The 18,727-nt window shown below is 41.3% G+C and carries 21 protein-coding genes; 15 read left to right on the top strand and 6 right to left on the bottom strand.

Annotated features, from left to right (window positions below; all coding sequences use genetic code 11):
* Window positions 1-347 precede the first annotated feature (347 nt).
* From sufC to AC3ISB_RS25835, 10 genes are all read left to right on the top strand, one after another.
* Complete coding sequence (gene sufC, locus AC3ISB_RS25880; protein ID WP_034310141.1) at window positions 348-1,133, top strand: Fe-S cluster assembly ATPase SufC; 786 nt, start codon at window positions 348-350, stop codon at window positions 1,131-1,133.
* 15 nt (window positions 1,134-1,148) lie between these two features.
* Entirely contained in the window at window positions 1,149-2,450 is a 1,302-nt protein-coding gene (sufD, locus tag AC3ISB_RS25875) for a Fe-S cluster assembly protein SufD (RefSeq protein WP_098371487.1), read from the top strand.
* Window positions 2,450-3,679 (top strand): cysteine desulfurase, encoded by a 1,230-nt coding sequence (locus tag AC3ISB_RS25870; RefSeq protein WP_489274937.1) that lies wholly within the window; start codon window positions 2,450-2,452, stop codon window positions 3,677-3,679. Before sufD ends, AC3ISB_RS25870 begins: the two co-directional genes overlap by 1 nt.
* Window positions 3,669-4,097, top strand: coding sequence for a Fe-S cluster assembly sulfur transfer protein SufU (gene sufU / locus AC3ISB_RS25865; RefSeq protein ID WP_076368171.1), 429 nt, complete (start codon window positions 3,669-3,671; stop codon window positions 4,095-4,097). Before AC3ISB_RS25870 ends, sufU begins: the two co-directional genes overlap by 11 nt.
* Before the next feature lie 55 nt (window positions 4,098-4,152).
* Window positions 4,153-5,550 carry a Fe-S cluster assembly protein SufB gene (gene sufB, locus AC3ISB_RS25860; protein ID WP_144527602.1) on the top strand — a complete coding sequence of 466 codons (1,398 nt, stop codon included), beginning with the start codon at window positions 4,153-4,155 and terminating at the stop codon, window positions 5,548-5,550.
* 192 nt (window positions 5,551-5,742) lie between these two features.
* Window positions 5,743-6,591, top strand: coding sequence for a DUF72 domain-containing protein (locus tag AC3ISB_RS25855; protein WP_489274935.1), 849 nt, complete (start codon window positions 5,743-5,745; stop codon window positions 6,589-6,591).
* An 83-nt stretch (window positions 6,592-6,674) separates the two neighbouring features.
* Window positions 6,675-7,502 carry a sulfite exporter TauE/SafE family protein gene (locus AC3ISB_RS25850; RefSeq protein ID WP_141992869.1) on the top strand — a complete coding sequence of 276 codons (828 nt, stop codon included), beginning with the start codon at window positions 6,675-6,677 and terminating at the stop codon, window positions 7,500-7,502.
* Between the two features lie 13 nt (window positions 7,503-7,515).
* Complete coding sequence (locus tag AC3ISB_RS25845) at window positions 7,516-8,910, top strand: bifunctional metallophosphatase/5'-nucleotidase (protein ID WP_489274934.1); 1,395 nt, start codon at window positions 7,516-7,518, stop codon at window positions 8,908-8,910.
* 55 nt (window positions 8,911-8,965) lie between these two features.
* Window positions 8,966-9,268 carry a YunC family protein gene (locus AC3ISB_RS25840; protein ID WP_098371480.1) on the top strand — a complete coding sequence of 101 codons (303 nt, stop codon included), beginning with the start codon at window positions 8,966-8,968 and terminating at the stop codon, window positions 9,266-9,268.
* 178 nt (window positions 9,269-9,446) lie between these two features.
* Complete coding sequence (locus tag AC3ISB_RS25835; protein ID WP_489274932.1) at window positions 9,447-10,544, top strand: HD-GYP domain-containing protein; 1,098 nt, start codon at window positions 9,447-9,449, stop codon at window positions 10,542-10,544.
* 22 nt (window positions 10,545-10,566) lie between these two features.
* Here AC3ISB_RS25835 and yunB read toward each other — a convergent pair whose 3' ends face one another.
* Together yunB and AC3ISB_RS25825 are read right to left on the bottom strand one after the other, a co-directional pair.
* Window positions 10,567-11,316, bottom strand: coding sequence for a sporulation protein YunB (gene yunB / locus AC3ISB_RS25830; protein WP_098371478.1), 750 nt, complete (start codon window positions 11,314-11,316; stop codon window positions 10,567-10,569).
* Window positions 11,317-11,402: 86 nt separating this feature from the next.
* Window positions 11,403-12,392 (bottom strand): M23 family metallopeptidase, encoded by a 990-nt coding sequence (locus tag AC3ISB_RS25825; RefSeq protein ID WP_489274929.1) that lies wholly within the window; start codon window positions 12,390-12,392, stop codon window positions 11,403-11,405.
* A gap of 187 nt (window positions 12,393-12,579) precedes the next feature.
* Between AC3ISB_RS25825 and lipA the strand changes: the two genes are divergently transcribed.
* Entirely contained in the window at window positions 12,580-13,494 is a 915-nt protein-coding gene (lipA, locus tag AC3ISB_RS25820) for a lipoyl synthase (RefSeq protein ID WP_063234033.1), read from the top strand.
* Between the two features lie 38 nt (window positions 13,495-13,532).
* Here lipA and AC3ISB_RS25815 read toward each other — a convergent pair whose 3' ends face one another.
* Window positions 13,533-14,195: a YhcN/YlaJ family sporulation lipoprotein gene (locus tag AC3ISB_RS25815; protein WP_489274928.1), complete on the bottom strand. Its 663-nt coding sequence runs from the start codon at window positions 14,193-14,195 to the stop codon at window positions 13,533-13,535.
* A 113-nt stretch (window positions 14,196-14,308) separates the two neighbouring features.
* Here AC3ISB_RS25815 and AC3ISB_RS25810 point away from each other — a divergent pair, with 113 nt between their 5' ends.
* Window positions 14,309-14,584, top strand: coding sequence for a YutD family protein (locus AC3ISB_RS25810; protein ID WP_076368161.1), 276 nt, complete (start codon window positions 14,309-14,311; stop codon window positions 14,582-14,584).
* 30 nt (window positions 14,585-14,614) lie between these two features.
* Here AC3ISB_RS25810 and AC3ISB_RS25805 read toward each other — a convergent pair whose 3' ends face one another.
* Window positions 14,615-14,902 carry a cytosolic protein gene (locus tag AC3ISB_RS25805; protein WP_286201329.1) on the bottom strand — a complete coding sequence of 96 codons (288 nt, stop codon included), beginning with the start codon at window positions 14,900-14,902 and terminating at the stop codon, window positions 14,615-14,617.
* A gap of 70 nt (window positions 14,903-14,972) precedes the next feature.
* The gene (locus AC3ISB_RS25800; RefSeq protein ID WP_098371475.1) at window positions 14,973-15,239 is read right to left on the bottom strand and encodes a DUF3055 domain-containing protein; all 267 of its coding nucleotides are present in this window, start codon (window positions 15,237-15,239) and stop codon (window positions 14,973-14,975) included.
* A gap of 270 nt (window positions 15,240-15,509) precedes the next feature.
* Between AC3ISB_RS25800 and AC3ISB_RS25795 the strand changes: the two genes are divergently transcribed.
* Together AC3ISB_RS25795 and AC3ISB_RS25790 are read left to right on the top strand one after the other, a co-directional pair.
* Entirely contained in the window at window positions 15,510-16,094 is a 585-nt protein-coding gene (locus tag AC3ISB_RS25795; RefSeq protein ID WP_311624894.1) for a DUF86 domain-containing protein, read from the top strand.
* Window positions 16,095-16,117: 23 nt separating this feature from the next.
* On the top strand, window positions 16,118-16,885 hold the full coding sequence (locus AC3ISB_RS25790) for a TIGR01457 family HAD-type hydrolase (RefSeq protein WP_098371474.1): 768 nt from the start codon (window positions 16,118-16,120) through the stop codon (window positions 16,883-16,885).
* A 60-nt stretch (window positions 16,886-16,945) separates the two neighbouring features.
* Here the strand turns inward: AC3ISB_RS25790 and AC3ISB_RS25785 are convergent, their stop codons facing one another.
* Window positions 16,946-17,443: a phosphatidylglycerophosphatase A family protein gene (locus AC3ISB_RS25785; RefSeq protein WP_430096510.1), complete on the bottom strand. Its 498-nt coding sequence runs from the start codon at window positions 17,441-17,443 to the stop codon at window positions 16,946-16,948.
* A gap of 197 nt (window positions 17,444-17,640) precedes the next feature.
* On the opposite strand from AC3ISB_RS25785, the gene yutH reads away from it, so the two are divergent.
* Complete coding sequence (gene yutH, locus AC3ISB_RS25780; RefSeq protein WP_480339350.1) at window positions 17,641-18,642, top strand: spore coat putative kinase YutH; 1,002 nt, start codon at window positions 17,641-17,643, stop codon at window positions 18,640-18,642.
* The last annotated feature ends 85 nt before the right edge of the window (window positions 18,643-18,727 follow it).

The raw sequence follows: 18,727 nt of genomic DNA, 5'->3' as shown, positions 1-18,727 counted from the left end.
TCCGTTTTTTTTTCTTTTTAAAGCGGAACGTTCATACCTTGCAATCGAATTCTTTGAACATATATTAATAAGGATGGAGATTTGCTGAATAATAAGATAATTTTAACAAAAGCTAAAATAAGTATGAATATGCAGGAAACAGGCTATATCTGTTAGTATTGTAAGAATAGGACGGGTTTTTAACATGACAGAAGTGGAAACCCTTATCTATTTAGTTGATTCCAAATTGGATTTGTTATAAAATTGGAATGAGAATAAAGTGAGAATGCTTTTACGTAAATTACAGTAAAGAAAGTAATCCTTACTTTCTGGTAATAAAATTGGAATTAGTTCACGGAGGTATTATTATGTCAGCTTCTACATTAACGGTTAAAGATCTTCACGTATCAATTGAAGGTAAAGAGATTTTAAAAGGGGTAAACCTTGAAGTCAAAGGTGGAGAAATCCATGCGATCATGGGACCAAATGGAACTGGTAAATCCACTTTATCATCAGCAATCATGGGTCACCCTAAATATGAGGTGACTAGCGGAAGCATCACATTCGATGGCGAAGATGTATTGGAAATGGAAGTAGACGAGCGCGCTCGTGTCGGTCTATTCCTAGCTATGCAATATCCAAGTGAAATCAGCGGTGTTACAAATGCTGACTTCTTGCGTTCTTCCATTAATGCACGCCGTGAAGAAGGCGATGAGATTTCATTGATGAAATTCATCCGTCAAATGGACCAAAAAATGGAGTTCCTTGAAATGGATGAAGATATGGCGCAACGCTATTTGAATGAAGGATTCTCTGGCGGAGAGAAAAAACGTAACGAGATTCTTCAATTAATGATGATCCAACCTAAAATTGCAATCTTGGATGAGATTGATTCAGGTCTAGATATCGATGCACTTAAAGTCGTTTCAAAAGGAATCAACGAAATGCGCGGAGAAGACTTTGGATGCTTGATCATCACTCACTACCAACGTCTATTAAATTACATCACTCCTGATTTTGTACATGTTATGATGCAAGGACGTGTCGTTAAATCAGGCGGTCCTGAACTTGCTGCCCGCTTGGAAGCGGAAGGTTATGACTGGATTAAACAAGAATTGGGCATTGAAGACGAAACTGTTGGCGAAGAAGCGTAAGTAGGAGGATTTGCAATGACTACAGAAACGAAATTACCGTTTGAACAAGAGGATATAAGCTCCTATTCAACTAAAAATAATGATCCAGCTTGGTTATCCGAGCTTCGGATTCAAGCGTTTTCTGAATTAGAAAAGCTCCCGATGCCAAAGCCGGATAAAACGAAAATCGATAAATGGAATTTTACTTCTTTCCAGACCCATACGGTTGATAGTGAAGCTTTTGCCTCTTTAGAGGAGCTTCCGGAAGAAATTAAATCCATCATTGAAGAAAATGAAAACTTATACATTCAACGCAATAATACGCCGGCACATATCAATCTGTCAGCAAATGTGAAAGAACAAGGCGTCATTTTTACGGATATTTTAACAGCGGCTCGTGACCATGCTGAGCTCGTGCAAAAATATTTCATGAAAGACGGCGTTAAGATAGATGAACATCGTTTAACGGCACTTCATGCTGCATTAGTTAATGGAGGAGCATTCCTTTATGTTCCGAAAAATGTAGAAATCAAAGAGCCAATCCAATCGGTATTCCTATTGGATAATCCAGATACTACACTTTTCAACCATGTCTTGATCGTAGCGGAAGATAATAGCTCTGTCACATATGTAGAGAACTACTTCTCAAGCGTTGAGTCTAACGAAGGGGTTGCCAACATCGTAACGGAAGTATTTGCAAATGCGAATGCCAAAGTGGAGTACGGAGCGGTCGATACCCTTTCTAAAGGCTTCACGACATACGTTAACCGCCGTGGAGTGGCAGGTCGTGACGCTCGTATTGAGTGGGCACTTGGCCTGATGAACGATGGAAATACGATTTCAGATAATACAACATATCTAATGGGCGATGGCTCTCACGGTGATACTAAATCCGTTGTAGTCGGACGCGGGGAACAAAAACAGAACTTTACGACAGCGATCATTCATTATGGCAAACGCTCTGAGGGCTATATCCTTAAGCACGGTGTCATGAAAGAATCCGCATCCTCCATTTTTAATGGAATTGGGAAAATAGAGCATGGCGCTACAAAGTCTAATGCCGAACAAGAATCACGCGTATTGATGTTAAGTGAAAAAGCACGCGGGGATGCCAATCCAATCCTCTTGATTGATGAAGATGATGTAACGGCTGGCCATGCTGCTTCCGTCGGTCGTGTCGACCCGCTTCAACTGTATTATTTAATGAGCCGCGGTATTACTAAGAAAGAAGCAGAAAGACTTGTCATTCACGGATTCTTGGCCCCTGTTGTTAACCAGCTTCCAATTGAGGGAGTTAAAAAACAATTAGTAGCGGTCATTGAAAGGAAAGTACAGTAATGAACCCATACGAAATTCGTAAGCTTTTTCCGATATTAGATCAAGAAGTCAATGGTCAGCCATTAGTTTATTTAGATAGTGCTGCAACCTCTCAAAAACCGGCTGCAGTGATTGAAGCGATTGAGCAATATTACCGCGGATACAACTCGAATGTTCACCGCGGGGTGCATACACTTGGAACAAAAGCTACGGATGCGTATGAAGGTGCACGTGAAAAGGTACGTAAATTCATTAATGCTTCTTCTACAGAAGAAATCATCTTTACAAGAGGCACAACGACTTCTTTAAATACTGTAGCAAGAAGTTACGGTGGTGCAAATATTAAAGAGGGTGACGAAATCGTCATCTCCTATATGGAGCATCACAGTAATATCATTCCGTGGCAGCAGCTTGCCAAAGAAAAAGGCGCTGTATTGAAGTATATTCCGCTTCAAGAGGATTGCACGATTTCCCTTGATGATGTTAAGGCAACAATTACGGACGCAACGAAAATCGTTTCCATCATGCAGGTTTCGAATGTGCTTGGTGTTATCAATCCTGTGAAGGAAATCGCGAAAATTGCCCATGAACACGGTGCTGTAATGGTAGTCGACGGGGCGCAAAGCACGCCGCACCTAAAAGTGGATGTTCGTGATCTTGATTGTGATTTCTTTGCCTTCTCTGGACATAAAATGGTCGGTCCAACAGGTATCGGCGTATTATATGGCAAAAAAGAACTTCTGGAAAAAATGGAGCCGATTGAATTCGGCGGAGAGATGATCGATTTTGTAGGTTTGCAGGAGTCTACATGGAAAGAACTCCCGTGGAAATTCGAAGGCGGTACCCCAATCATTGCCGGCGCCATCGGCATTGGTGCTGCAATTGATTTCTTGGAAGAAATCGGCTTGGATAATATTGAACGGCATGAACATAAGCTCGCCGCTTATGCAATGGAAAAAATGTCAGCAGTCGAAGGGCTGACCATATTCGGTCCTAAAGATGCAGAAAAGCGTGCGGGTGTAATAACCTTTAATATTAATGACGTACATCCACATGATGTCGCTACCGTTCTTGATGCAGATGGAATTGCTGTCCGTGCCGGTCATCATTGCGCACAGCCATTAATGAAATGGCTTAACGTATCATCGACAGCAAGAGCAAGTTTCTATCTATATAACACGGAAGAAGATATTGATAAGCTCGTATCCGGGCTTGTTAAAACGAAGGAGTATTTCAGTAATGTCTTTTGATAACCTAGATACACTTTACCGACAAGTCATTATGGATCACTATAAGAAACCGCGTAATAAGGGCATGCTAGAAGATGGCAGCATGACAATCGATATGAATAATCCAACTTGCGGCGATCGGATTCGTTTAACGATGAAGATTGAAGATGGCAAGGTCAGCGATGTTAAATTCGATGGTGATGGTTGTTCGATATCCATGAGTTCGGCTTCCATGATGACTCAAGCCATTAAGGGCAAAGACGTTGATACTGCCCTAGCGATATCCGAGACTTTTTCCTTAATGATCCAGGGAAAAGAATACGACGATGAGATGGACCTTGGGGATATTGAAGCCCTACAAGGTGTCTCTAAATTCCCAGCCCGAATCAAGTGTGCTACCTTAGCTTGGAAAGCCATGGAAAAGGGATTGAAGGAATAATTAAATTAAAATGAGCTGTTGTAATTCAGCCATTTGAAATGGAGGAATACGAGCTATGGCAAAGAAAATGCCTGAAATCGGCGATTATAAATATGGCTTTGCGGATAAAGATGTTTCCATCTTCCGTTCAAAGCGTGGTCTGACAAAAGAAATCGTGGAAGAAATTTCTCGAATGAAGGATGAACCGCAATGGATGCTTGATTTCCGTTTGAAATCATTGGAGCATTTTTACAACATGCCAATGCCTCAATGGGGCGGCGACATGCAGAGCCTGAATTTTGATGAAATCACATACTATGTTAAGCCATCAGAGAAATCAGAGAAATCTTGGGATGAAGTTCCTGAAGAAATCAAACAGACTTTTGATAAATTGGGAATTCCTGAAGCCGAACAAAAATATCTTGCCGGCGTATCTGCTCAATACGAATCAGAAGTGGTTTACCATAGCATGAAAGAAGAATTGGAAGATTTGGGTATCGTGTTTAAAGATACGGACTCGGCACTTCGTGAAAATGAGGATATCTTCCGTGAGCACTTTGGAAAAACGATCCCGCCCACTGACAATAAATTCTCTGCATTGAACTCGGCAGTTTGGTCAGGCGGATCTTTCATCTATGTACCAAAAGGCGTTAAAGTGGATACTCCGCTTCAAGCTTATTTCCGGATCAACTCTGAAAACATGGGGCAATTCGAACGTACGCTAATCGTTGTTGATGAAGGCGCATCCGTTCACTATGTAGAAGGTTGTACAGCTCCTGTTTATACAACTAACTCCCTTCATAGTGCGGTTGTTGAAATCGTCATTAAGAAAGATGCTTACTGCCGTTACACGACGATCCAAAACTGGGCAAACAACGTGTTTAACCTGGTTACGAAACGTGCGGTTTGTGACGCTAACGCAACAATGGAATGGATCGATGGTAACATCGGTTCCAAATTGACAATGAAATATCCTGCTGTCATCTTAAAAGGTGAAGGTGCTCGTGGTATGACATTATCGATTGCCATTGCCGGCAAAGGCCAACACCAAGATGCTGGAGCAAAAATGATTCACCTAGCTCCAAATACATCTTCAACTATCGTATCTAAATCAATTTCTAAACAGGGCGGTAAAGTAACATACCGTGGTATCGTTCATTTCGGACGTAAAGCGGATGGAGCTCGTTCCAACATTGAATGTGATACATTAATCATGGATAATCAGTCTACATCTGATACGATCCCTTACAATGAAATCTTGAATGATAACATTTCCCTTGAACACGAAGCGAAGGTTTCCAAAGTATCTGAAGAACAATTGTTCTACTTGATGAGCCGCGGAATTTCTGAGCAAGAAGCAACGGAAATGATCGTAATGGGCTTCATCGAACCATTTACAAAAGAACTTCCAATGGAATATGCGGTTGAAATGAACCGTCTGATCAAGTTCGAAATGGAAGGCTCCATCGGATAATAACCGACTGGCCTGCCTGTAAGGCGATTTAGGATAACCATTCATACAAAAGCCTGCCGGGTCTGACTGGCAGGCTTTTTGTTTTGATATTCACACCCTTATACCAAAGATTAGATATGGCTCAAAAAGGGTAAAAAATAATAAAGAAGAAGTCCAGTAATTGGGGCCTGTCCCAAAGGAGTGATGATGCAGATGATTTATGTTGGTGTGACCGGTTGGGGTGATCATGATAGTTTGTATCATGGCGGTGTGTCCCAGCGTGATAAACTCAAAGAGTACGGTGCACATTTTCCCGTTGTGGAGGTGGATGCCTCATTCTATGCAATCCAGCCAAAGAGGAACAGTGAAAAGTGGGTATCCGAGACGCCAGCATCATTCCAGTTTGTCGTTAAAGCCTATCAAGGGATGACAGGACATCAGCGTGGGGAAATCCCATTTGAAAGTAAGAAGGAAATGTTCAAGGCATTTTGCGACTCTCTGGAAGCTTATCAGAAGTCCGGCAAGCTTGCGATGGTCTTATTTCAGTTTCCGCCATGGTTTGATTGTAAACGGGAAAATGTGAATTACCTGCGATGGTGCAAAGCTGAAATGGGCGATATTCCAGCTGCCATTGAATTTCGGAATCAAAGCTGGTACAGGCCCAATGTATTACAGCAAACTTTGGACTTTATCGAAAAGGAAGGCTGGATCCATACTGTATGCGATGAGCCGCAGGCTGGAGAGGGATCCATTCCTGTCGTTCTGCATGCCGCCGGTAAAGATAAAACCCTGATACGCTTTCATGGCCGTAACCTGCATGGTTGGCAAAGGCCTTCCTCAGGTGATAATTGGCGTGAAGTCAGGTACTTATATAGATATAATCATCAGGAATTGACAGAATGGGTGGAGAAAATCAGGAAATTGGAAAAGGAATCCAAGGAGATATATGTCCTGTTCAATAATAACTCAGGAGGAGATGCCGCTGATAATGCCAAACAAATGATTGAGTTGCTTGGTATAGAATATGAAGGGTTGGCTCCTAAGCAGCTTGGTTTGTTTTAAGGGGAATTATATAATTAATAAAGAGATGATGTGACAAGCTAGAGAGGTAATATCCTCACAAACAGGTAAAGGCGGATTTCTTCATGGTATGGTTAGTATTAGTTGGTATTGGATTATTAGCGGGAGCAATCGGCGCTCTTGTCGGTCTGGGCGGCGGCATCATCATTGTGCCTTCTCTTTTATATTTAGGTACATCTACGAATATTATCGATGAGCTGACTCCTCAGGTCGCCGTAGGTGTTTCAACCGTAATCATGATTTTTACCGGCTTATCTTCTACTTTATCTTATTTAAAACATAAAGTGGTGGATTATAAGGCTGGCTTAATCTTTTTTATTGGCAGTGCACCTGGTGGAATAATAGGGGCTTATGTGAATAAAAACCTTAACGCCGAAGCTTTTTCATTGTACTTTGGAATTTTCATGGTTTTCATGGCTATCGTGTTATTAGTGAAAAATCGTTTGAAGCCAATGCTTTTCAAGCCTGGAAAAGGGAAAATAGTGAAGACGTATAAAACAGAAAATGGACATTCATTTTCCTATGGTTACCATCCCCTGTTGGCTGTATTGATTTCTTTTGTCGTGGGATTCAGCTCCGGGTTATTTGGAATTGGCGGTGGGGCCTTAATGGTTCCCGTCATGATGCTTCTATTCTTCTTCCCTCCGCATATGGCTGTTGCGACTTCGATGTTCATGGTATTTCTATCTTCCATCACTAATTCGATTACGCATATTTCTCTTGGGAATGTAAATTGGCCATATGCTTTTGCCCTGATTCCGGGTGCTTGGTTCGGTGCTAAATTTGGCGCATTCATCAATACGCGCCTAAAGAGTGCATCGCTGGAAAATATGTTGAAAATAGTGCTGATAATCATTGGTTTACGTCTTATATATCAAGGTATTACAGGATAAACGAGGAGGAGAAATGATGTCAGAAATCATTCATTTGTATCACACCAATGATCTCCATAGTCATTTTGAGAATTGGCCTCGTATTGATAAGTTTCTTAAAGAAAGAAGACAACTTCATCAAGAAACGGGAGAAGAAGCGATCATACTGGATATAGGCGATCATGTGGACCGCTGGCATCCATATACAGAAGGTACGTTGGGTAAAGGAAATATTGAACTGCTTAATGAAGCGGGCTACCAATATGTGACCATCGGCAATAATGAAGGGATCACTCTACCTCATGATGCATTAGACTCCTTATATGATCATGCAAAGTTCAAGGTCTTGGCAGCCAATATTTATTACGGTGATTATGAAAGGCCGGAATGGGCGCTGCCATATTGGATACATACGACGGTAAAAGGCACCAAAATTGCCATGATAGGTTTGACAGCTTTTTTTCAAAAGTTTTATTCTGCGTTGGGCTGGGAAATAACAGAACCATTCGTGGAGTTAAAGGCACAGCTCGAAAAGGTCAAAACAGAGGCGGATGTAATCATCATCCTTTCCCACCTGGGCATCCATGATGATGAGAGGATGGCAGAGGATTTTCCGGAGATTGACATCATACTTGGCGCGCATACCCACCACATCCTCCACCAAGGTAAATTGATTAATGATACACTCCTTTGCGGTGCAGGGAAATATGGTTTCTATGTTGGACAGGTGGAAATGACCGTCAATCAGGAAAAGAAAGTTAGCCATAAGAGTGCCATTCTTTATGATACCAATGACTTTTTGGAATTGGAGAATGAACGGTCATGGATTGAAGAGATACACCAGGCCGGAGGGGAAACACTAAAACAGGTTGCAGTGGATTTACCCGAAGCACTGGATAATGATTGGTTCAAAGGAAGTCCTTTGACTGAACTACTTGGGGATGCCCTAAGGGAGTGGACTCAGGCGGATTGTTCCTTTTTGAATGCCGGTCTTCTGCTCGAAGGGCTGCCCAAGGGACCTGTCACAAAAGGGGATATTCACAGAATCTGTCCGCATCCCATCAATCCTTGCGTCGTTGAAGTTAATGGGAATGAATTAAAAGAAATCTTAATGCAATCGAGAAATGAGGAGTGGCCTCATATTCAGGTGAAAGGTTTCGGTTTCCGCGGAAATATCATGGGAGCCATGCATTATGATCAAATTGAATTTAACGAAATGGAGAATGGAATCGTAAAAGGGATACTTATAAAAGGGGAGAAACTGCAGGCAGATAAGTCCTATAAACTGGCAATACCTGATATGTTCACGTTTGGGCACTTCTTTCCAAGTATCCAGCGCTCCAATCGCAAGGAATACTTACTACCGGAATTCTTACGGGATATCCTTTTATGGAAGCTGGAAAAAATATACACAAACAACAAACTCTAAATCACGGTTTCGCCCTTTTTTTCATAAAGTATCGGGAAGAGAGGGGCGAAACCAATTGATTAACATGATACCAATAATTCTTGATAATCATACATTCCTAGCCATTTCTGTCCGACTTCCCAAAACGAATTTACTTGCTATCGCGTCCGAAAAAGGGTATATAATGTGCGGTGCGTTAGATGTTGGACTGCTGAATGATAAATTGAGAGATCGTAAAATCCTTGCAGGAAGGGCCACAGGAGTTAAATCGATTGAAGAACTATTGGAAGCGCCGCTTGAATCAGTTACCTGGGAGGCTGTGGAAAAGGGCATTCATCCAGGAATGATTGGTAAAGAGGCATTAATCAAAATGATTTGAAAAGGGGGGCTTTCTTTTTTCCAGAAGGGGGCCTTATTTTTTTATCAAAGTAAATGCAGATATTTTTTCAATAAATGCGTTCAAACAGATTCATTTATCAAAATATTTTCCGATAATCCTAATAAAGGAAAGAAACGGTTTGATTTACAAATATTGAACAGGGAAATGGAGTACAAGTATGAGGCTAGCTATTACAGAGTCCCTAAGCCCTGGAGCAAGGCTCGGTAAACACATCTATAATGAGCGGGGTCATATCCTATTGTGCGAGGGTCTTACATTAACGCAGAGAATGATCAATCGACTGGTGTCCCTTAATATTCCCTTTGTTTACATTCAAGATTCCAGGACGGATGACATTATTCCAATGCTCCCAGTGTCAGGGAAACTACGAAGAGAAGCCATTAATACGATTGAAACTACTTTCCTGGACATGAAAAATAAAATGAACCTTGCTGGGTCATTCACGATAGAGCAGGCTAACGTCAAGTTCACTCAAATAGTTCGGAACATCATGGGCGAGCTGAAAAGGAATAAAGAGTTAATGACTTTATTAGCTGACGTTTATACATACGATGACTATATCTTTACTCATTCCTTCAATGTGACCTTATATACCCTGGCAATCGGCATGGAATTGAATATCAATGATAGGAATCTCGAAATTCTTGGGCTGGGAGCGATTTTACATGATGTCGGCAAAATGCTCGTGCCTTTGGAAATCCTCCATAAACCCGGTAAGCTGACGGAAAGTGAGTTTGAACAAATCCAAAAACATGCCGATTACGGATTCCATCTAATCAAAAATGTTCATACCGTTTCCCTTTTAGTTGCGAATTGTGCCTATCAGCACCATGAACGGTTAGATGGTTCTGGATATCCCCGTGGGATAAAAGGGGATGAAATCCATTATTTCGGCAAGATCATTGCCGTTGCCGATGTGTTTGATGCCGTGACTTCCAACCGGGTTTACCGTAAGGCCATGCTGCCGCATCAGGGATTGGAAGTCCTTTATGCCGGAGTCGGGAAAAAGTTCGATAATATGATCATCGAGGCTTTCCGCCGGGCGGTTGCCATTTATCCTAATGGTCTATCCGTTGAATTGAATGATGGAAGGAAAGGGGTAGTATCCGCTCAGAACGAGGGGATAGGAGACCGCCCCATGATAAGGATACTTGAAGAAGATGGGGAGCAAATCAAGGAGCCGTATGAAGTGGACTTGAATAAAAACCTGCATTTGCTTATCATGAAATGTCTCAATATACAAGAACCAGCCTAACCTCAAGGATAAGCTGGTTTTTTCATTCCTTGTTTTCCTTCATGATGGGAGGTGCCACCGAACTGTTTCCGTTACTAAAATAACTTGGAACATCACCTTCGATCAGCAGGCTTCCGACTGTCACTTCCTGACTCACCTTGGTCTCCTTTGTGAAAGAGGGGATGACGATTTGAATATTGACATCAAAATCCACAATCAATTCATAATAAACATTATTGATGCCTGCGTTTGTCAGTTTTGTCCTCAAATCCGATTCAACATTCCCGATGACCGACATTTTCACTGGGATTTCAGGTCCGTAATTGGAAAGAAGGTTATTCCCGGTTACGACACCAAATGGTATATAATAGACCACACTTTTATATTGTTCATCATTTATTTTGGCTGAACCTGTTTTAAAAGGGTTTCCCTGTTTGATGCCAAGCTTTTTTTGAATATCATTCGTAATGTTAGCCCGCAATTCACTGTATATGACCGGATTGAAGCTATAGGAAGAACTGGAGCCCTTACCACCCTTGTTATTGGTGATGATTTTGTTCATATCAATCTTCGCTATATTCTCATCAACCGATTCATGAATCGTTTCCGTTGCAATCCGTTTGATTTCATATTCGGCTACACTCATGATCACGGGTTCGATTGATTTGTCCACGTACCAAAGAGTCATGATGCTTGATATGATAAACAGGATAAATGAATAGAGAAATACTTTTCGGGTGGGAAGAGGCCCCTTTTTTCGGAATTTCTTCGTTCGAAATCTTTTTCGGAACACGCTTTAGCCCCCTTTACTAATAACTATGCATTAAGTTCAGGGGTTTATGTTCGAATCAAAAAAAAGCAGCGTAAAATTCACGCCGCTCACTTTTGCTTTTTAGACAGATCTTTCCTTTCCCACAATCTTAAATAGGGGTAAGGGTCAAAGCTCCATTCTGTAATTCCATTGTCTTTGTACATTCCGTAATGAAGATGGGGGGGGAATTTTCCGGAAGTTCCTGGAGGGCCGTAACCTGTACTGCCGACACCTCCGATGACTTGTCCGGGCTCGACGATTTGTCCGACTTTCAACCCTTTGGCAAAGCCGCTTAAATGGGCAAAGTAATGATAGGTATTATTTAAATCCCGTATCCCAATCCGCCATCCGCCAAATTTATTCCAGCCTTTCATTTCGATGATTCCATAGCTCGTGGAACGAACGGGAAGGCTATAGTCCGCAAAAATATCAGTGCCCTCATGGATTCTCCTTCCGCCCCATCCACGAGCGCTTCCCCATGTATTTAAGTACGTATAATGAGTTCGTACTGGAACCGGGAAGGCCTTTTCATGTAGATCCAACCGGCCATATTTTTTATAAATCTCGGCATTGCCGATAATGATGCTGACGGCTTTATCTCGTTTATAATAATCCCACAAGCCGATCCGGATATTATCTTCATCAGCACCATAAGATTGGAGATGCTTCGAAAAAGCATACAATCGATCTGTATCAGTAGTGATATCAGCTTTGCCATCACCATTTCCATCCTGGCCAAACCCATCAAAAAATGTGATCGTGAGCGGGTTCACGTCGTTTAAGTCAGGATTGAGGGCCCCGCTCCACTTTGAAGGCTCGATGTGGATGCCTATCAAACCCTTTGCCGGCTCTAAATCCCTTCGTGCAGCCCTGAGGCTGTGCTCATATTGATCAGCTCCAGCAAGGTAATACCACGGGATTTGGAGGGCGGCCTCCATATTTTTATATAGCTCCATTCTCCCGGCATAAACATCTGGGATATCGGCAGCATTAGCCGCTTGGCCTGGTGCATTCAAAATAAACAAACAAGTTATGGTAAGAAGGAATAATTTTTTCAACGGGGCAGGCTCCTTTCATGACATTTTCCGTATTTAAAAGACATCAGTCCATCCATCTTTTATAGTTTTGCTGATTTAGCTATAAACATGAAAAATAAATAATGGGAAACCAACTATAACTTGTATAAATGCTTTTTTATTGTTAAAGTAGGGTGTGTTAATTTCTATAGAATGGAGTGGCATTTTCATGTCTTCTACAAATAAAGAAATTCTTCGTAAACCAGATTGGTTGAAAATAAAGCTTAATACTAACGAAAATTACCTCGGTTTAAAAAATATGATGCGCGAGAAAAACCTTCATACTGTCTGTGAAGAGGCAAAATGTCCGAATATTCACGAATGCTGGGCAGTGAGAAGGACGGCTACTTTCATGATCTTAGGTGAAATCTGTACAAGGGCTTGCCGTTTTTGTGCTGTTACAACCGGACGTCCGAATGAATTGGACTGGGCTGAACCGGAGCGTGTTGCCGATTCCGTCGTTTTGATGAATTTAAAGCATGTCGTCATTACAGCTGTTGCCCGTGATGATTTAAAGGATGGAGGCGCTGAAGTTTTCGCTGAAACGGTCCGTGCCATCCGACGCAAAAATCCATTTACATCAATTGAAGTATTACCGTCTGATATGGGCGGGGTGTTTGAAAATATCAAGACTTTGATGGATGCTAAACCAGATATCCTGAACCATAATATAGAGACTGTCAGAAGTTTATCCGACCGTGTACGGGCTCAAGCCAAGTACGAACGTTCATTGGAGCTTTTAAGAAGAGCCAAGGAACTGTATCCGGAAATCCCGACAAAGTCCAGTTTAATGGTAGGTTTGGGTGAAACTCGGGAGGAAATCCTTGAGACCATGGATGACCTAAGGGCTAATAATGTGGATATCATGACGATCGGCCAGTATTTGCAGCCGACTAAAAAGCATTTAAAGGTGCTGAAATACTACACGCCTGAGGAGTTTGCCGAGCTGAAGGAACGTGCATTGGAAAAAGGCTTCAGCCATTGTGAATCCGGCCCGCTTGTCCGTTCATCCTACCATGCGGATGAACAGGTTAATGCTGCGGCAAAACATAAGCAAAACAAAGGTGAAGAATTATTGAAATAGAGTGAAATAAAGGACCGAAAAAATTCGGTCCTTTTTTATTAAGGGTTATCCATTTTTTGATGGATGTTATCGTGATGATCTCTTTTATCGTTAACCATTTCCCCGTTTTCATTTTCTTCGTCACTCATTTTGTACCCTTGAGGCGACTTCAGCATTCTTTTGATGGTTTGTTCGATCGTATAGTCGATCCCTTTGCTGCCGGATTTCAATGTAGAGAAGTTCTCGACATCTTGGGCAAGGGTTTGATAATCATCACTGACGTAGACATGATAGTAGCGAGGCACGATGGACATGGCAGTGCGTTTGACTTGGTCTGCGGTTTCTGTCCGATCCTTGGCATTGGTATCATATACGACAAGCACTTCCTCATCAGTAACGAGGGTAGCGGCATCATTGACATTTGGAATTTGAACACTCAGTTTAGAAATGACATCAGAAAGTTGTTCACGGTCAATGGAAGCAGCTTTGTTGGAAATGTTACGGCCATCAATGGTTGCACTATTAGTGCGGGTAAAACCAAAATCATCACTTTTATTGTCATTATTACGATAATCCTCATCATAATATTGAGTTGGATTATTTACGTTTGTTGGGTTACCGGCATGGTTTTTTGCACCCATCCCCTGATCTTTTGCTTTATCAGCACATCCGGTTAGTGCAATAATCGAGCTTAAACCTATCGTTATTATTGTTTTTTTCATCAATAACACCCCCGTAACTTTAGGATGAACATATTTCTCTATTTTTCGCTTAGTAATTGATGGGGAATCAGTTATAATTTAAAGAAGGAATGTATATATGAGAGGTGAAAACAATGATTAACATCAATAACATGACCTATGAAATAATTGAGAATGAAAGGGAAGGCTATAACGAAGAAGCGTTTAAGGCCAGATACAGTGAGATTTTAACGAAATATGATTATATAGTAGGGGATTGGGGTTACGGGCAATTGAGACTGCGTGGATTTTTTGATGATAATAATCAGAAAGCGACCTTTGATACGAAAATAAGCACGCTTAGTGAATATTTATATGAATACTGCAATTTTGGCTGTCCTTATTTCGTCGTGAAGAAAATAAAGAAATAAAAAGGCCAGAATTCACTCTGGCCTTCCTTGTTAAGAGCTACCATATCCTTTATATGGAGGCTGTTCATCTTTTTCTGAATCATCATGTGTCGGATGAGCACCAGGATATTGTCGAGGTAAATCTTCGTGCAACGATTTATTTTCATAATTAAAGGCACTTTGATATCGTTGCCCTTCCTGCCACGGGGTGTTTTTATTCTGAACTGGTGCATCTTTTGCTATGGCTGATCCAAAAGGTCCTTCGGGAAATTCTTCAGGAATTAAATAATCCCTCTGTTTTTCGACATTGGAAAAATCGTGGTATTCTTCTTTGTCCAAGATAATCCCCCCTCATGTAATCGATCTTACATTCAGTAGGTTTCCCGTTTAAGATAAAAAACTTCAGCACTCAGACGATTTCCATTAAAAAGTGACGCAGTTCTTCGGCTTCCGCTTCTGATAACTGAAAGGCATGCTCAAGATAGCCTTCCTCTTCTAAATCATCAGGCCCAATAATCGCGAAACGGTTACTCTGCATATTTAAAACAAGTTTCTTTCCATAAAAACGATCGGTAGTCGTAATGGCCAGGTCGAATCTTGATTCCTCTCCCATGAAGCTTATGAACCGGGTTTTTGAATCAACGACGTCATTGTATAAATAAAAACGATCTTCCATAGTATCATTCCCTTCTTAACTTCACATTTGTAGTTCCATCATAACAAAGTGACTTCAATAGGGGAACAGACATTTTACGGGGCTTCTGCATGAGAACCTCGTCGCTCCTCATGATGCTCCGGCAATCATAAGCGTTCATCGATTAAATGAAAATGGTAAGAATATAAATGGGATCGTGAATTGGATTTCTTGGAGTTGCTGTCGGGAAATGCACCCATAGAAAATGGCAATGTGTAACACACCCGCTTCTGTTAGTTATTGGATGGTACAATGGTTGTGGTTGAAGGAATTGAGAGTAAGGGAGAAGCTATGGTATTATCAAGGAATAAGGTTGGTGCGGCACAGGGTTTTAACTATGCCGCTCATTCAACCAATGATTCCCTATATCATCTTAGATCAGAAAGGATCTGGAAAAAAATGTACTTTGTAGACCGCCAAAAGATTGAACAAATATTAGGTTTTCTTGAAAAGCAGCTTGGACTTTTTGAAGGGCATGATAATTGGGATGGAGATCTTTCGGAACTTATCGCTGAAAGGCTCATACAAACTTCCATCGATTCCGTGTTGGACGTAGGAAATGCGGTAATTGATGGTTTTATTATGCGTGATCCAGGAAGTTATGAAGATATTATCGATATCCTTCAAGATGAAAAAGTCATTTCTGAAGAAAAGGCGATACAATTCAAAAAGGTCTTGCCGCTAAGGAAAATGCTGGTTCAAGACTTCATTGAAGTGAATCACACAGAACTGCATGCCGTATTTTCGGAAAATATCGAGGCATTCAAGCAATTCCCGGATTTGGTGAGGAACTATTTAACAAATGAATTGGGACCTGTATCAGCTTTTAAAAACTAGCAGCGTTAGGAAGGCGAATTCAAATGAAGTCGTATAAAGGATATTTAATTGACTTGGATGGCACCATGTATCGCGGAACCGAACAAATTGCGGAAGCGGCAGGGTTTATTAATGACCTAAGGAAAAGGGATATCCCTTATTTATTCGTCACCAATAATTCATCCCGGACTCCGGCACAGGTGGCGGATAAATTGAGAAGCATCGGCATATCGACGGAAGATGACCAGGTTTTCACGACAAGCATGGCCACTGCCAATTACATAGCTGAACAAAAGAAAGATGCATCGGTTTATGTGGTAGGTGAAGAAGGCATCATAGAGGCTCTTAAGGAAAAAGGAATGAAGCTTGTGGAAGAGCATCCAGACTTTCTGGTAATGGGCATCGACCGCGGGGTCAATTATGAAAAGTTGTCAAAAGCCTGTCTTGCTGTAAGAAACGGCGCTGTTTTCATTTCGACCAATGGTGATATTGCCATTCCCACTGAGCAAGGCCTTTTACCGGGGAATGGTGCCTTGACCTCCGTAGTTTCCGTTTCGACCCAGGTACAGCCGATTTTCATTGGAAAACCTGAATCCGTCATAGTAGAGCAAGCTCTAAGAGTATTAGGGGTACCTAAAGAAGAGACAATCATGGTTGGAGATAACTATGATACGGATATCCTTGCCGGCATCAATGCAGGGATCGATACACTGCTTGTACATACTGGCGTAACGACAAAAGAACGCTTAAAGCAATATAAGGAGCAGCCGACGCATGTGGTGGACACCCTCGACTTATGGCGCTTCGAATGAAAAAAACCAGGCCTGCGAATGCAGCCCTGGTTTTTTTATGCCGTGAATATCATATGTTTACTATTCCCCATTTTCGGTTCTATGGGCAAGCCGGCTTGAAGCGGCAGCTGCAATTGCCCCAACGATATCATCTAAAAAGGTGTTCACCTTACCCGTGCTTTTATCGTTTAAATATTTTAAGATACCCGGCTTTTGTTTATCGATGAAACCATAGTTGGTAAAACCGATGGATCCATAAACATTCACAATTGAAAAAGCCAATATTTCATCGACCCCATATAGGCCTTCATCTATTTCAATGATGCTCTGCAAAGGCTCCTCGAGCAGTTTTTTCTCAGCTAGAATATCCAACTGAATGCCGGTAAGGATGGCATTTTGGACCTCGCGTTTTGAAAGGACCCGTTCGACATTGTGAAGGCAATCGGACATTTGGAGATTTTTATGGTAGCCAGATTGCAAATACATGACAAGCTCAGCGATATCCTCCAATTTCACTCCTCGTTCAATTAGCCATTTTCGAGCCGTTTTCTCAGACATTGATTGTTCAATATTAGCCATGTCATCACCCATTTCTCTATATTAAGTTCTAATGCAGGTAGTTTGATTTGATTAAACTGAAAACCCACGGAAGATGTTTTGATTGGAATTTCTAATAAGGTTTCGATAATCATTCAGAAAACGGGTTATTCCACATATATATAAGTTTATGATGTCCAATATTTCTATTATATCCATTTGATGAAGGGGGTCATTCCATGATAGAAGAAATCATTTTTAATAATTATGGTATACAGGTGGAGCTTGAAGAAGCCAATGTCAGGTTTCCAAGCTTCCGTTCAGGGAATATGGTGTACAGTATCGTTCCCATTGAAAATATGGAGCAAGAGGAATTAGTGGAACGTTATAAAATGTCTCAACATCTGATTTCACAAGGTGATCGTCACGTATCCGCCTTTGTCCTTGCCAATCATGGAAGCTATGTTTCGGAAGCGGATGAACAATTATTCATCCTTCTTGCCAATCAGGCATTGGAAGGTCCGAAAAATTTCAACCCAGGAAGACGTCTGGCAAGATTCCATCAGCGTGGGAGAACTATTAATGATACGATTCGAACATGTTCAAGGATTGGTAAATGGAAAGAACTCTGGGAACAAAGGATCGATCAGTTAGAAAAGATTTGGCGGGATAAGCTCAACGCCCATCCTGATAACCAGTTTGAAAAATTATTTATTGAAACCTTTCCCTATTATATGGTCCTAGGTGAAAATGCGATTCAATATTTAGTCGACACGGAAATCGATGAAACCCCGCAAATTGTCGATAGTGGAACGGTATGTTATGAACGTTTTTTACATGATACCTGGAAAAGCAATAAGTGGATGAAAAATCCGTTCGATTGGGTATTTGACCACGGAACAAGGGATGTCGCGGAATGGGTGAGGGAACATTATTTTCAAAATGTGCATACCCATCAGCGGGGAATTGCCCATTTCTTTCACGAATATCAGTCCATAGAACCGTTCTCCAGCTTTTCGGCCCGGTTATTATATTCGAGGATGCTATTTCCCATTCATTACTTTGAAACTGTGGAAGAGTATTTTTCAAAAACGACGGAATCAAGGTCGAACCAATTGGAGGATAAAATATCTTCGATCACGAAATCCTCCCAACAATATGAGTCCTTCCTCAAACATTTTTATGAATTGGCAGAGGTCCCTGCCAAGCAATATGATTTGCCTAAAATTGACTGGATTTAGATAAAAACAGGAAAGAAATATGATTCATCCTTACTTACTATGTTATGATAATAACAAGATTTTTTAGAATAATTAGATATTTGAT

The sequence above is a fragment of the Peribacillus sp. GL_122 genome (genome assembly GCF_057835005.1).
The sequence above is the reverse complement of the archived record's forward strand: the minus strand, read 5'-3'. Positions and strand labels throughout refer to the sequence as shown.